General features: G+C 40.3%; 12 protein-coding genes. 3 read left to right on the top strand and 9 right to left on the bottom strand.

Features of this window, described 5'->3' with window-relative positions; translation table 11 throughout:
• Positions 1–96 precede the first annotated feature (96 nt).
• From KTI79_RS02155 to KTI79_RS02135, 5 genes are all read right to left on the bottom strand, one after another.
• On the bottom strand, positions 97–819 hold the full coding sequence (locus KTI79_RS02155; protein WP_032054078.1) for a glutamine amidotransferase: 723 nt from the start codon (positions 817–819) through the stop codon (positions 97–99).
• Positions 820–985: 166 nt separating this feature from the next.
• Positions 986–1801, bottom strand: coding sequence for an ethanolamine ammonia-lyase subunit EutC (eutC, locus tag KTI79_RS02150; RefSeq protein ID WP_032054077.1), 816 nt, complete (start codon positions 1799–1801; stop codon positions 986–988).
• 10 nt (positions 1802–1811) lie between these two features.
• Positions 1812–3197, bottom strand: a complete 1386-nt coding sequence (locus KTI79_RS02145) for an ethanolamine ammonia-lyase subunit EutB (RefSeq protein ID WP_032054076.1) — start codon at positions 3195–3197, stop codon at positions 1812–1814.
• A gap of 13 nt (positions 3198–3210) precedes the next feature.
• Positions 3211–4647 (bottom strand): ethanolamine permease, encoded by a 1437-nt coding sequence (eat, locus tag KTI79_RS02140; protein WP_086376115.1) that lies wholly within the window; start codon positions 4645–4647, stop codon positions 3211–3213.
• A 220-nt stretch (positions 4648–4867) separates the two neighbouring features.
• Positions 4868–6379 carry an aldehyde dehydrogenase family protein gene (locus KTI79_RS02135; RefSeq protein ID WP_086376114.1) on the bottom strand — a complete coding sequence of 504 codons (1512 nt, stop codon included), beginning with the start codon at positions 6377–6379 and terminating at the stop codon, positions 4868–4870.
• A 142-nt stretch (positions 6380–6521) separates the two neighbouring features.
• Here KTI79_RS02135 and KTI79_RS02130 point away from each other — a divergent pair, with 142 nt between their 5' ends.
• Positions 6522–7712 (top strand): helix-turn-helix domain-containing protein, encoded by a 1191-nt coding sequence (locus KTI79_RS02130; RefSeq protein WP_016140618.1) that lies wholly within the window; start codon positions 6522–6524, stop codon positions 7710–7712.
• Here KTI79_RS02130 and KTI79_RS02125 read toward each other — a convergent pair.
• Complete coding sequence (locus KTI79_RS02125) at positions 7709–8677, bottom strand: alpha/beta hydrolase (RefSeq protein WP_032054073.1); 969 nt, start codon at positions 8675–8677, stop codon at positions 7709–7711. The genes KTI79_RS02130 and KTI79_RS02125 overlap by 4 nt on opposite strands.
• Before the next feature lie 195 nt (positions 8678–8872).
• Entirely contained in the window at positions 8873–10045 is a 1173-nt protein-coding gene (locus KTI79_RS02120) for an iron-containing alcohol dehydrogenase (RefSeq protein ID WP_032054072.1), read from the bottom strand.
• A gap of 230 nt (positions 10046–10275) precedes the next feature.
• On the opposite strand from KTI79_RS02120, the gene KTI79_RS02115 reads away from it, so the two are divergent.
• Together KTI79_RS02115 and KTI79_RS02110 are read left to right on the top strand one after the other, a co-directional pair.
• Positions 10276–11988: an AAA family ATPase gene (locus KTI79_RS02115; protein ID WP_032054071.1), complete on the top strand. Its 1713-nt coding sequence runs from the start codon at positions 10276–10278 to the stop codon at positions 11986–11988.
• 43 nt (positions 11989–12031) lie between these two features.
• A complete protein-coding gene (locus tag KTI79_RS02110) occupies positions 12032–12391 on the top strand; it encodes a 5-carboxymethyl-2-hydroxymuconate Delta-isomerase (RefSeq protein ID WP_032054070.1) in 360 nt (119 codons plus the stop codon).
• 122 nt (positions 12392–12513) lie between these two features.
• Here KTI79_RS02110 and thiM read toward each other — a convergent pair whose 3' ends face one another.
• Both thiM and KTI79_RS02100 read right to left on the bottom strand, forming a co-directional pair.
• On the bottom strand, positions 12514–13341 hold the full coding sequence (thiM, locus tag KTI79_RS02105) for a hydroxyethylthiazole kinase (protein WP_086376113.1): 828 nt from the start codon (positions 13339–13341) through the stop codon (positions 12514–12516).
• Between the two features lie 35 nt (positions 13342–13376).
• Complete coding sequence (locus KTI79_RS02100; RefSeq protein WP_032054068.1) at positions 13377–14534, bottom strand: hypothetical protein; 1158 nt, start codon at positions 14532–14534, stop codon at positions 13377–13379.

The raw sequence follows: 14534 nt of genomic DNA, 5'->3' as shown, positions 1-14534 counted from the left end.
CTTAATTTAATATAAAATGTTCCAAAAGATAGATTTTTACTCTACCTTTTGGTTAATAAAAAAGCATTTGAACTTATTTATAGTAGTAAAAAGCGATTAACCACTATATCCAATGCGTTTTAGAAATTTTTGAATTACTTCAAATGCTGCATGTTCGAGTGCTTGAGCATATTGTAAGTTTTCTTCTCGAAGTTTTGGAATTGAGATATTAGCATTGCGAAGTTCGCATGTATGGCCAATCAACCATTTCTCAAAATTTTCTTCTGTCGTTTCAATATGGAATTGCAATGCAAGAATATTATTCCCAACTTCGAATGCCTGATTGGTATAAATCTCTGAGCTAGCTAGTAGCACAGCATTTTCAGGCAGGTCAAAAGTATCGCCATGCCAATGTAGAACATGTACATTATTAAGCAAAGGAGATAACACCTGATTGGCACGTAGGCTTAAGCTCAGTGGTCCCCAACCAATTTCTTTCTGATGCCCTGCATATACTTTTGCGCCAAGCGCATGAGCAATCAGCTGCGCACCTAAGCAAATACCAAGTGTAGGTTTATCTGCAGCTAAGCGTTGTTTGAGTAAAGCGATTTCATCTTTTAAAAACGGATAATCTTCAGTTTCATAAACCCCGATTGGTCCACCTAAAATAATAGTTAATCCATCGTGTGAAAATGCAGGAGTTAAATCATCTACGCCCGCTTCAAAATAACGGACGCGAAATCCAAGTTGATAAAACACATCTTCTAATGAACCTAAGTCTTCGAAAGCAAGATGCTGAATGGCATAAATAGTTTTAGGGAAGGCGTTTGTTGTGCTCATACAAATGATTCATAGAAGATCAATAGGTGGAGTATAGCGATAAATATAAAGAAGAAAATATCTGTATAAATCGTCAATACCTGAAAATTGATATTTTTCGTTAAGATAATATTGTTATGCAAAGGTTTATCTATTTTTCAATAAATCTCTTTGCATATTCCTCGGATTAAAATAATAGCTTTTGAGTTTGTTCCATACCTATATCTGGAAGTTGATGTTCATCTTTCAAATTAACTCCTGAAAAGCCAAGCTGTTTTGATTTTTTCATTAATGCCATTAAACGTTGTACTGCAACTGGAATACTTAAACCTGCTGAGCGAACATTCGAAATACAATTACGTTTGGCATCGATGCAACCCGAATATGCATTCCATGTGTAGTAAATCCCCATACTGTCAGGGGAGCTTAAACCAGGGCGCTCACCAATCAGCATCACAAGCATGGATGCTTTAAAGATTTCTGCGACTTCATCACCCAAAGCAACTCGGCTACCTGTAGCGAGTACAATTGGGGCAAGGCTCCAGTTTTCTTGCTGAATGTGTTCACTTAGCGCGGTAATGAATGGAATAGCATTCGCTTCAATCGCTCTTGCTGAAAGTCCATCACCAACCACAATACAAACATCGTATGGCTTCGGATTTTCTGTATATTCCTTCATTAACGCATTTTTTGATGGGGTTGAAAGCTGGCGTCCTAAATCAGGACGTTTAAGATAAATTTCCTTATTAGGGGCGTTGCTTTGGACATGAAGACTTTGCAGCTGTCTTTGCGCTAATTGCTCAGATAAATAGGAAACATCCATGTCCTGATAAACCGCATCTTTTGCTTGCGCATGCGATAACTGGAACTCAAGTAAGGCTCGTGTTGGGATACTGCAACCTGCACGACCCAGAGCAATACGGGCATCAGTAAACTGTTTAAGTTTTTCCCACTGGTCTTGGTGGGTAGAAGATGGATATTGAATATCACGATTCAGTTTCATGGCGTTCTCCCTAGTTCATGAGCAGACGAGAGAATTGGTCAGGCATGTGGTCTGCCCAACAGATCTGAGAGTTTTGCTGTTTGAAAATACCTTGCTGTTCAAGCCAAGCGGAGAACTCAGGAGCGGGTTTTAAGCCTAAAAGTTGCCTTAAATAAAGGGCATCATGGAATGAAGTCGTTTGATAGTTGAGCATGACATCGTCAGAACCGGGAATGCCCATAATAAAGTTAATGCCCGCGGCGCCAAATAGAGTAAGTAGAACATCCATATCATTTTGGTCAGCATCCGCATGGTTGGTATAACAAATATCGCAGCCCATTGGCACGCCAAGCAACTTACCGCAGAAATGATCTTCTAAGCCTGCACGTATAATTTGTTTGCCATTAAAAAGATATTCGGGCCCAATAAAGCCGACGACTGTATTCACTAAAAGCGGACTGTATTTACGGGCCACTGCATAAGCACGCGTTTCTAAAGTTTGCTGGTCAACGCCATGATGTGCATTGCTTGATAGGGCACTCCCTTGACCCGTTTCAAAGTACATGACGTTTTGTCCAATGGTCCCGCGTTTAAGTGCGAGCGTGGCTTCATAACCTTCTTGTAATAAATCGAGCGAGATACCAAAACCTTCGTTAGCAAGTTGAGTGCCGGCAATCGATTGAAACATTAAATCTATTGGCACATTTTTTTCAGCAAGTTGAATCCCTGAGCTGATATGGGTAAGTACACAAGATTGTGTTGGAATCTGATATTCCTGAATGACATGATCAAGTAATTTTAGTAGCTCTGACAAATTATGTAGATTATCTGTGGCAGGGTTAATGCCAATTACGGCATCGCCATTGCCATACATTAAACCATCTAAAATACTGGCAGAAATACCGAGCACATCATCGGTCGGGTGATTGGGTTGTAAACGGGTAGAAAGATGTCCCTTTAAACCAATCGTGTTGCGAAACTGGGTCACTACTTCACATTTGCTGGCGACATAAATTAAATCTTGATTGCGCATAATTTTGCTGACAGCAGCCACCATTTCTGGAGTTAAACCTGACGCTAAGGCTTTTAAGCTTTGAGCAGTGGCTTCTTCTCCAAGTAACCAATTTCGAAAATCGCCTACCGTAAAGTGTGAAATAGGGGCAAAGGCTGCCAGATCATGTTCATCAATAATTAGTCGTGTAATTTCATCGGTTTCATAATTGACTACAACTTCATTTAAAAAGGTTTTTAATGGCACATCGGCCAAAGTCATTTGTGCCGCAACATGTTCGGTTGAATCTCTGGCAGCTACACCTGCTAATTCATCGCCTGAACGTAACGGCGTAGCTTTTGCCATCAAGGTCTTCAAATCAGCAAAGTGATACTGTTGATTGGCGACAATATTGCGATAACTCATAGTTGTATCCTTTTTATATTTCTTGTTCTGCGGCTTTAATATTTGCAAACTCTTCTTCTGGTGTACCTTTAACTAAATGATAACGGCTATAGAATAAAAAGTAAGCAATAAATACGACATACATAGCGGCAGCAATAAACCAAACTTTCGGATTAACAACAAAGCCTGCGACCACAGCAGCGACTGCTAGAACTAAGGCAATACTTGAAGTAACGATTCCTCCAGGAGTTTTATAGGGACGAGGCATTTCGGGTTTAGATAGGCGTAGCTTGATGTGGGATAAAAGAATCAACACATAGGAAATGGTGGCACCAAAAACAGCGATTAAAATCAGTGAATCACCTTCTTTGGTAAGTGAAAGCAAGAACCCAATAATGCCCGGAATAATAATTGCGAGATAAGGGGCTTTATTTTTATTGGTTAATGAGAGTGAAGTAGGTAAGTAACCAGCACGAGAGAGTGCAAAAATTTGACGTGAATAGGCATAGATAATTGAGAAGAAACTCGCGATTAAACCTGCTAAACCAACAAAGTTAACAAAAGTCGCAAGCCAAGTATTGGTGCCATAAACTTTAATCAGAGCATCGACGAGGGGAGCACCTGAGTTTTGTAAAGTACTTGCACCTGCTGCGCCCGCACCCAAGAATAAAATAAGCATGGCAAACGCCGTTAATATAAGCATTGCACCGATTAATCCACGTGGGAGAGATTTGGCGGGATCTTTTGCTTCTTCGGCGGCTAATGGCACACCTTCAACTGCAAGGAAAAACCAGATTGCAAAAGGAACAGAGGCCCAGATACCTAAATAGCCATGAGGTAGAAAACGACTTGCGCCAGCTGCTGTGCCAACGGGAATATCGAACAAATTTTGTGCATTAAAGTGTGGAATCATTGCCCCAATAAATACGACAAGGGCAACAGCAGCGACAAGTGTAATCGCGAACATGATTTTTAAGGCTTCGCCGGCACCTTTGAGATGTATACCCATAAAAATGGTATAGCAGGCGAGGTAAATCATCCAACCATTTATGCCAAATAAAGATTCACAATAACCGCCAATAAATACGGCAATCGCCGCTGGTGCAATTGCGTATTCAATTAAAATGGCAGTTCCTGTTAAATAGCCTCCAAAAGGCCCAAAGGCAGCACGTGCAAAACTATAACCGCCACCTGCTGTTGGCATCATGGTGGACATTTCTGACATAGAAAGACATAGGCACAGGTACATCAAGGCGGCGAGTGCAGTGGCAATAAACATCCCCCCCCAACCACCTTGAGCAATACCAAAGTTCCAACCGGCAAAATCACCTGAGATCACATAAGCTACGCCTAAACCAATCAGGAGTAACCAACCAACCGTACCTTGTTTGAGTTGACGCTGAGCAAAATATTCTGCTGATGAGACTTCTGTGCTTGAAGAAATGACGGAAGCTGTTTCTGGTTGATTCATACAATACTCCTGTGAGTGGGTTTATATGAATCAATGCAAAAGCAATGCCTAAATGAAGCACTTCAGAGAGTAGATGGCACTTTTTTATTCTAAATGATAAAAATTCAAGCTTAACAATCATAAATAAAGAAGCCAGCAATCTAAATTACTGGCTTCTTATATAATTAATGATCTTACTTCTTTCTAGTGTTGATAGTTTGGTATCAACTTGGTGCGAAACTTAGAAGAAGCCCATAGGTTTAGTTGAATAACTCACCAACAGGTTTTTGGTTTGTTGATAATGATCTAGCATCATCTTATGGTTTTCACGACCAATACCAGACTTCTTGTAACCACCAAATGCAGCATGTGCAGGGTAAATGTTATAGCAGTTTGTCCAGACACGGCCCGCCTCTATAGCACGACCAGCACGGTAAGAAATATGGGCTGAACGTGACCATACACCTGCACCTAAACCATACATAGTGTCGTTGGCAATTTTAATTGCATCGTCAAAGTCTTTGAACGTTGTCACAGCCAGTACAGGTCCAAAAATTTCTTCTTGGAAAACTTGCATGCTGTTGTGACCTTTAAAAATAGTCGGATCGACATAGTAACCATCACCTACTTCTTTACGGCCACTACCACCCAGTAAGAGTTCTGCACCTTCTTCGCGGCCTGTATTAATACAACGTAAGATTTTCTCTTGTTGTTGCAAAGATGCTTGAGCACCAATCATGGTTTCAGTATCGAGAGGGTGACCAGTTTTAATACGTTTTACACGTTCGACGGCCATTTCCAAGAACTGATCAGCAATACTTTCTTGTACTAAAGCACGAGAAGGGCAAGTACATACTTCACCTTGGTTTAAGGCAAACATGGCAAAACCTTCAAGCGTTTTTTCTAAGAAGTCATCTTCTTTATCCATGATGTCTTCAAAGAAAAGGTTCGGTGACTTACCGCCAAGTTCTAATGTAACTGGAATAATATTTTCAGTTGCATATTGCATCACCATTTGTCCAGTTTGAGTTGAACCTGTGAATGCGATTTTTGCAATACGTGGGTTTGTCGCTAATGGACGGCCGACTTCTGCACCGAAACCATTAACGATATTCAGGACACCCGGCGGTAAAATGTCTTGGATGAGTTCAGCTACTAACAAAATACCTACCGGAGTTTGCTCAGCTGGTTTAATCACCACACAGTTACCTGCCGCTAAAGCTGGTGCAAGCTTCCATGCTGCCATTAAAATTGGGAAGTTCCATGGAATAATTTGGCCAACAACACCTAACGGTTCATGGAAATGGTAAGCGATGGTATGTTCATCAATTTCAGAGATGCCACCTTCTTGAGCACGAATACACCCTGCGAAATAACGGAAATGGTCAATCGCAAGCGGAAGGTCAGCTGCTAAAGTTTCACGGACTGCTTTACCGTTATCCCAAGTTTCTGCAACAGCAAGCATTTCAAGATTTGCTTCTAAACAATCAGCAATTTTTAAAAGTATATTTGAGCGTACCGTTGGTGAGGCTTTATTCCATGTTGCTTTCGCTTTGTGTGCTGCATCTAGAGCGAGCTCAATATCTTCGGCACTAGAGCGTGGAATACGTGTAAAAGCCTTTCCGTCAACAGGAGATACATTGTCAAAATAAGCACCTTTTACAGGTGCTACCCATTCACCGCCAATAAAATTTTCGTATTGTGATTTGAATTGAACTTTTGAGCCTGGTTGATTTGGATCGATATAGCGCATATAAATATTCCTTTGCTTTTTAGGACTAAAGACTAACAAGAACCCTGTCAGTAGGTACTTTCGTACTTTGTATAATTAGGATATAAAGAAGAAGGTTGGAGAAAGGTTGGAATAGAAATGTGGATATATAAGGAATTTACAAATGTTCACAAAAAAGGATTTATTGCAGCAACGGACGTTGATTGATCAACTGCGCACGCAAAATAGTCTCTCTCCTCAAAACGCTGCCAAACTCGGCCAAAGTATTGCAAGTTCTTGGGAACGATCAGCTTCTGCTGCGATTCCTAAAGAGCGTTTTGCTGCTCCATTAGTCGAGAAAAAAACTGCCTCACAGAATGCTTTAGATCTGGCTTTAAGCCAATGTGCCGATGACTTGCGTCATATTGCAGAGCAATCTTCAATGGTGATTGCTGTCGGTGATATCGGCAGTACCATTATTTGGACTGCGCCAAGTGCTCAAATGCAAAGTGCTGCGGAGCGTGTACATTTTGTGCAGGGTGGTCAGTGGCGTGAAGAATTTGTAGGCACTAATGCCTTGGCTTTATCTTTAAAAACTCAACAATCAAGCTGTGTTTTTTCAAATGAACATTATATGGAATCGATTCATGATTGGGTTTGCTATGCCGCACCGATTATCGATCCATACTCGAAACAAACTCTTGGTGTCGTTGATTTGTCGACGACTTGGAAGAATCATAATAGTTTAGGAATATTGGCTGCTGAACGTTGTGCATCCATTATTCAATCCGCTTTGCTAGAGCAGCAGCGTCAACAGTTACATATTCGTGCATTTTCGACACCGCAAGTTAAATTTAACGGCAAAAGCTTGTTATTAACGCCCCGTCAAATTGAAATTTTGACGATATTGGCTCTATGTCCGCATGGTTTAACTTTAGAGCATCTTTATCAGGCGCTCTACGGCGAACGTAAAGTCAGCATGGGTACACTGAAAGCTGAAATGTCTCAACTACGCGATATTTTGGGAGGCTTACTTGGTTCTCGTCCATATCGTCTGCTTGTGCATGTTGAAGCTGATTTTTTACAAGCTGAACAAGCACTCGATGCGGGATATGCAGCCTCGGCTTTGCAGCTTTACACAGGTGTATTTCTGGCAAAAACTGAAAGTCCGTTTTTATGTGCATGGCGCGACTGCCTTGAGTCACGCTTGAGCGATGCAATTTTTAAAACCCAAGAAACAGATTTACTGTTAAAGCATCTAGCTCATTTCCCTGAAGCAATTGATGCGGTAGAACGCCTTATGGAGCTCTTACCAAGTGAACATCCTGCGCATCAATTGCTGGTGAAATACCTTGACTCACCTAAGCTCAGTTAAGTAATTTTTTGATCCAGCCACTGGAACAATTGTTGATAGACTTGTTTCCGTACTGGCTGGGCCGAAAGGACTAAATCATGCAAGCCATTGTGAATAGAGACAACCGAGACATCGCCTTTAATTTTTTTACCATGTTTTTCAATGTCTTTAACATCTAAAATCACATCACTTTGAGTTGCATCTGGTCCCCATTTGCGTGGGTTTTTAGTTTGGTGCGAATGCATAATCAGGGCTGGAATATTCAATTTAACACCGCGGTGAATTTCTTTTTGCGCAGTATGAATTGCATGTACAAAGCTGAGTTGAACTGTAGGGGCAGAGGTCGGTTTCCAGTCAAGATTAAAGTCCCATTCACCTTTGAGCTGCTTATGAAGGCTAGTGGTGTACCATTTATTTAATTGGCTTGGAAATTTAACTTTTGGTAGATATTTTCCTACTCGACTGAGCATAGGAATACCAAACTTCTTTTCGACTAGACTTAAATTAAAGTCGTAAAACGGACTATTTGCCCATAGCCCTTTAATGAGGGGATGATCTGGATGATGGGCAGCATAAAGCGTTGCTGTCAAACCACCAGTTGAATGTCCTGCGAGTAAAACTTGTGTATGTTGTTCTTCGCCAATAATCTCTAATGCTTGAGTAATTTCGGCATCATATTCATTTAAATCGAGCACATTATAGAAAATTTGATGAGGTAGTTTTGAGCGGCCATATTTTCTTAAATCCAAGGCATAGAAGTCATAACCATGCGCGTTGAATTGTTCAGCCATTTCAGTTTGAAAAAAATAATCTAAAAAGCCATGAATATAAAGCACAGCTTTTTGAGTAGATTGAGCAGCTTTTTTACGCACTAAGGTGGCTACCACTTTACCTTCATAATCATCAGGAAAGTTGAGTGTGAGCTGTTCGTAGCCAGTACCTAAAATATCTGGAACATAAGTTTGATTAGCTGAAGATGTATTCATTTTTATCGAGCTATTGTAATTAAGACATGCAGAGTATCCTTCAATGAAATGGGCGAATTGTCAATCAGGTTTAGAGAAGGTTGGAATATAGGTTCTAAAAAAAGGGAATACCGCTGGAGCTAAGTATTCCCCAAAAAAGTAAGTCAACGGTCGGAGGGATTTGACTTACTAGAGGGATATGCCATTACATCAGTATTAAAGTGCTGCTTTAAAAATCTCCACAACTTGTGCATGGTTTGCTTTACGAGGATTGGTGAGCATACATGCATCTTTTTGAGCGTTATCGGCCATCACCGCAAGGTCTTCAGTTTTCACCCCAAGCTCCGTTAAACCAGATGGGATACCAATCGATGAAGACAGTTTGCGAATGGCATCAATTGCAGCATACGCAGCTTCTGTTAGAGTCAGCCCTTGAGTATTTACACCCATTAACTCTGCGATTTTTGCGTAACGATCTGGGCAAGCAATTAAGTTAAATTCACAAACGTGTGGTAACAAGATTGCGTTACATACACCGTGAGGTAGGTTGTAGAAACCGCCTAACTGGTGCGCCATTGCGTGAACATACCCTAAAGATGCGTTGTTAAATGCCATCCCAGCCAAATATTGTGCATAGCTCATCGCATCACGTGCTTCGATGTTTTCACCATTTGCTACAGCAGGTTGTAACCACTGGCTAATCATCGTAATCGCTTTTTCTGCACACGCATCAGTAATTGGGTTTGCCGCCGTAGAAACATATGCTTCAACTGCATGAGTTAGAGCATCCATACCTGTTGCAGCCGTTAAACCTGCCGGTTTTGCAATCATAAGTTTCGGGTCATCAATGGCAATAAGTGGGGTACAACGCCAGTCAACAATCGCCATTTTTACGTGAGTATCGGTATTGGTAATAATACAGAAACGAGTCATTTCCGATGCAGTACCAGCCGTTGTATTCACTGCAATGAGTGGTGTCATTGGGACTTTACTTTTATCGATGCCTTCGTAGTCACGAATATGACCGCCACCTGCAGTAACTAAGCCAATCCCTTTTGCACAGTCATGAGATGAACCGCCACCTAGAGAGACAATAAAGTCACAGCCATTTTCGTTATAGGCATTTACGCCATTATGAACATTAATATCGGTTGGGTTAGGTTCAGCACCCGGGAAAATATGGCTCGCAACGCCTGCTTCAGTTAAATAGTTTGCGATAAGATCTGCGACACCAAATTTAAATAAGCCTTCATCAGTCACAATTAATGCTTTTTTTGCACCTAAATTTTGTGCCTTTGTACCAATTTCTTTGGCGCATCCTGGTCCAAAGAGTGATACACAAGGAATATAAAAACCGTTTGTTTGATCTGCAATATTTTTAAAAGCCATGGAGTGATTCCTTCTTCCATAAATCCATTGTTTGTTATTACAGGTGAGCCTCACCATGGCCTTAGTATTGTGATGTGAAGTTTATTTTCCTACCTACCAAAAACCTACCAAATATTATTTTGTTTTTAACTATTGATTTATATCTAATTTTTAGAAAGTTTGGCACATTCATTTAATTTTTTCGGGAAAATCGTTAAGCTATGGGCTGTTGAAGATGTACATATGAGATTATGAAACAGGAAACTGCGCTTAAACTGCTTAAAGCAGGTGAAAATGTCTTTTTAACCGGTTCGGCTGGTGCAGGGAAAACCTATACACTTAATCAGTACATCCAATATCTAAAAGCACGTAAAGTGCCTGTGGCAATTACGGCATCTACAGGTATTGCAGCAACACATATGAACGGTATGACCATTCATACATGGGCTGGCATTGGCATTAAAGATCTGTTAACTGACGACGATCTAAAACGAATGAAAGAGCGTAAATATCTCAAGGAACACCTTGAAAATGCGCAAGTTCTTGTAATTGATGAAATCTCGATGCTACATGCGAAGCAGCTCAATCTGGTCAATCAAGTCCTAAAATATTTTAAAGAAAGCGACGAAGCATTCGGTGGTATTCAAGTCATTGTAGCTGGAGATTTCTTCCAGTTGCCGCCTGTAGGACGTAATGGTGAAGCCAATCGTGACAAGTTCTGCTTTATGTCAGATGCATGGGTCGAAGCCAAATTCCGTGTATGTTATTTAACAGAGCAACACCGTCAAGATGATGAAATTCTGAATCAGATTTTAAACGCTATTCGCGCGCAAAATATTCAACCCGATCATTTGCAAGCACTGCGTCAATCACGAGCACATGATATTGGTGAGACCTTTACTCGTCTTTATACGCACAATATGGATGTCGACAATATCAATTATCAGCACCTAAATGAAATTGATAATGAAGGGCATCAATTCAATGCGGTTTTAGATGGTAATGAAAAATTATTAGAAACTTTAAAATCTTCGGTTCGTGCGCCAGAAGAGTTAACGCTTAAAAAGCATGCCAAAGTGATGTTTGTAAAAAATAACTTTGATATGGGCTATATCAATGGAAGCTTGGGTGAAGTCATCGGCTTTGAGGAAGATGACGAAAATGGCTTACTACCAAAGGTCAAACTAACCGATGGCACGACTTTGCTGGTTGCCCCTGAAACTTGGTCCGTTGAAAATGAAGCAGGCAAAGTGATTGCAAGTTTTCAGCAAATTCCACTTCGTTTAGCGTGGGCGATTACTATTCATAAAAGCCAAGGGATGACTTTAGAAGCCGCTGAAATTAACCTAATGAATACCTTCGAGAAAGGTCAGGGTTATGTTGCATTGTCGCGCTTAAAATCTTTAACTGGTCTAAAATTATTAGGTATCAACGAGCAAGCTTTAGAGTTAGACAGTTTAGCTGTCAAAGCCGATCGTCGTTTCAAAGAGCTTTCAAAAGAAGCCGAAGATAACTTTGCAGATGTAGATTTAACGGCTCAGCATAAAGCATTTATTCGTCATTGTGGCGGTACCTTAAATGAAACCGAGATCTCTCGTAATGAGAAGAAACTCGCAAAAGGTGGCAAGCAAAATTATGCTACGGCAACTTTAGACGAGACGCGTGTCTTATTTGAAGAAGGTTATGAAATTGAAGACATCGCGCATGAACGTGGTTTAACCCCAGCGACAATTATTAATCACTTGGCTCGACTGCATAAAGAGCAAAAGTTAGATATTTCGGTTGCCCATCCGGGTGAAGAGGTGGTCGAAGAAATTCGTAAAATTTATAAGAAGCTGAAAAAGCGCCAAAATCCAGATCATTTTTCTGATGATGGTTCGATCAAACTAAGACCAATTGTTGAAGCAACCAGTCCTCGAATGGGATATGATCAGGTGCGATTAGCTTTATTATTTATTGAGTAAAGTTTAATTAGCTTAATGACTTATTACATAAATTGAGGTGGCTATGCCGCACGTTGTAGTTGATTATTCAGAAAACTTAACTGGATTGAACGCAAAACAATTACTTGAAGAAATTAATACCACACTGATTGAGACAGAGCTATTTAGTCCAGAAGACATTAAAAGCCGTGCGCGTAAAGATGACGTTTTCCTCATTGGCTTAGGGGCTGATCAAGCCTATATTCATGTAAAAGCCTACATTTTGTCAGGAAGAACGGCCGAACAAAAACAGCTTATGGGTGAGCAGTTATTAGCGGCACTCAGCAACAAAAAATATCTACACCCAGAGTTTAATAAAGAAATTCAGTTGTGCGTTGAGCTTGTCGATATGCCAAGAGAAGATTATTTCAAACAAGTTGTATAACACTAAAAAGCGCAATTTCGATCAAGAATAGCGATTAGCACTATGTAAAAGTAGTGCTATCGAATGAACAGACATCTACTTACTTTTAAAGTTAGTCTAGCGTGATACAGGCATAACCTAGATTATGCCAGTATCTCTAAAAGCTTAATATCTGCATATTGCTCAATCAAGTTGTCATCTAGCATGTGGATGTAATCCATAAAGATGGTGCTAAAACTTCCCATAGTTTGCGCTTGATTTGCAGCAAGTTTACCCGCAATCGCAAAATGAACATGAGCTGAAAGAGCAGCAATTGTTGGCGTCGTCACAGCGCTATATGCTGCGATTAACGCACCTAAAGCGCAGCCTGTTGCTGTGATTTTGGGCTGTAAAGGGCTTCCGCCGTTTACTTGAATAACGGTGTCTAATTCTTTAGATAAAATATAATCTGACTCACCTGAAATAGCGATACAGTCCGCATGTGCTAATAGTGCATAGGCTTGTTGATAGGCCTGATCACTGCTTAAAGTACTATCCACACCTTTAGATTGAACTTGGTTACCTGCAAGCGTACTAATTTCTGAGGCATTACCACGAATAACGCTTGGCTTGAACTGTAAAAGCTCGTCTGTCATTTGACTACGCCAAGCTAAAATTGGTCCATAGCCGACTGGATCAAGCACCCATGGAATGTTATTAAGCTGTGCTGTTTTTGCAGAGATTTGCATGGCCTGCATTTGCTCTGAAGTCGGGGTGCCTAAATTGATACTTAAAGCCGATGAAATCTTGGTAAAACTTTCGGCTTCATAAGGATTATCAATCATGGCAGGTGAAGCACCAGAAGCAAGTAAGACATTGGCTGTATAGTTGGCCGCAACACTATTGGTAATGCATTGCACAAGAGGCGTCTTTGCCTGCATGTTTTGCCAAGCGTCAATTACCTGCTCAATCAAAGTCGATGCTGATGTCATGTTATTATCCTTATTAAGCCAAAGTAATTGTAGATTTAGTGAGTAAAATAATGATCTTGATGCTTACATCTTTGGCAAATTAAAGAAACATAATCTGCCGCATCATAATCAACACTTAAATCGTTTGAACCACAATGCATACAACGTTTAACTGAATAAAAGTTTAATCGAGGTTCAATTTTTCGCCATGCTTTCCAGACAGGTTGTACAAAGATTTGTTCGTCGTAACCTAAGAAGCGGTTAAGTAAAATATAACTCATTTTACTGTAGGGAATATTGTGAGGACGAGACAACATTGAGGTTTCCCACTTTTCAGCTAAGGCTCTCTCGCGATATTGCTCTAAGGTTTTCTTCAACAAATTGGTGTTAATAAATTTTTCATTACGCGGCTGTAGGGCTTTCTGTTTATAAAGATACTCGAGTGCGGTTTGAATTAAATAATAAATCTGCCCAATTGCTAATGAATCCATTAAGCGATAGCAAAAAGTTTGGAAATTAGAGCTTCCTGCAATTTGAATGCCCCAAGTTCGGCAATAGAACTGCATAAACTGAATAATCTCTTGATAGAGCACCTGAAAAAGTACGTCTTTTACTTCATCGGCACTACGAAACGGAATACCAAGACTTAAATTTTCATAAAACCAGTGGCGTAGTTGCTGAGCTACACTAAATAAACTTGGGTCACTATAACCGTCCAAGCGAATGTTTAAATAAAAGCACTGAGGTTCATCAGCTTGATCTTGGGCGTTTAAAATTCCATCTTTATGGAGTTGCTTAATCAGATAGTTTTGAAAAATCCAGTTCGGGGTAATAGAGTGATATTTAATTTGGTCCCAGTGAATGTATTCATCATGAGCAACATCATCACGGGCATAGTCATCAAGTACACTAAGTAAAAATAATTTATGTAAAAAACTCAGTTGTTCCAGACTTCGCTGTGGCTGATCTTTTGACTTAAATTGGCGTTGTTCTTGTAAGCGTGTTTGCTGTAATAGCTTTTTACGTTGTTTAGTACAGGTTTCACAGTGGCACGTCATTTTTTCATCTTTAAATATACGGTGCTGACAATGACTGCATTCATGAAATTGAATGTCTTGTTCAAATTGCTCGGCATCTACCCAGTACATCGAAGCTTGGCAGAGAGGACAATGGCTACTTTCATCTAGCTGTTTCTGTAGAATTTGTAAGGCCAT

Source organism: Acinetobacter sp. WU_MDCI_Abxd143, from assembly GCF_025514195.1.
Lineage (GTDB): Bacteria > Pseudomonadota > Gammaproteobacteria > Pseudomonadales > Moraxellaceae > Acinetobacter > Acinetobacter pittii_H.
The sequence above is the reverse complement of the archived record's forward strand: the minus strand, read 5'-3'. Positions and strand labels throughout refer to the sequence as shown.

Excerpts from the sequence above, each read along its gene's own strand:
- KTI79_RS02155 (WP_032054078.1), bottom strand. The coding sequence starts at position 819 with ATGAGCACAACAAACGCCTTCCCTAAAACTATTTATGCCATTCAGCAT.
- eutC (WP_032054077.1), bottom strand. The coding sequence starts at position 1,801 with ATGAAACTGAATCGTGATATTCAATATCCATCTTCTACCCACCAAGAC.
- KTI79_RS02145 (WP_032054076.1), bottom strand. The coding sequence starts at position 3,197 with ATGAGTTATCGCAATATTGTCGCCAATCAACAGTATCACTTTGCTGAT.
- eat (WP_086376115.1), bottom strand. The coding sequence starts at position 4,647 with ATGAATCAACCAGAAACAGCTTCCGTCATTTCTTCAAGCACAGAAGTC.
- KTI79_RS02135 (WP_086376114.1), bottom strand. The coding sequence starts at position 6,379 with ATGCGCTATATCGATCCAAATCAACCAGGCTCAAAAGTTCAATTCAAA.
- KTI79_RS02130 (WP_016140618.1), top strand. The coding sequence starts at position 6,522 with ATGTTCACAAAAAAGGATTTATTGCAGCAACGGACGTTGATTGATCAA.
- KTI79_RS02125 (WP_032054073.1), bottom strand. The coding sequence starts at position 8,677 with ATGAATACATCTTCAGCTAATCAAACTTATGTTCCAGATATTTTAGGT.
- KTI79_RS02120 (WP_032054072.1), bottom strand. The coding sequence starts at position 10,045 with ATGGCTTTTAAAAATATTGCAGATCAAACAAACGGTTTTTATATTCCT.
- KTI79_RS02115 (WP_032054071.1), top strand. The coding sequence starts at position 10,276 with ATGAAACAGGAAACTGCGCTTAAACTGCTTAAAGCAGGTGAAAATGTC.
- KTI79_RS02110 (WP_032054070.1), top strand. The coding sequence starts at position 12,032 with ATGCCGCACGTTGTAGTTGATTATTCAGAAAACTTAACTGGATTGAAC.
- thiM (WP_086376113.1), bottom strand. The coding sequence starts at position 13,341 with ATGACATCAGCATCGACTTTGATTGAGCAGGTAATTGACGCTTGGCAA.
- KTI79_RS02100 (WP_032054068.1), bottom strand. The coding sequence starts at position 14,534 with ATGGCCTTACAAATTCTACAGAAACAGCTAGATGAAAGTAGCCATTGT.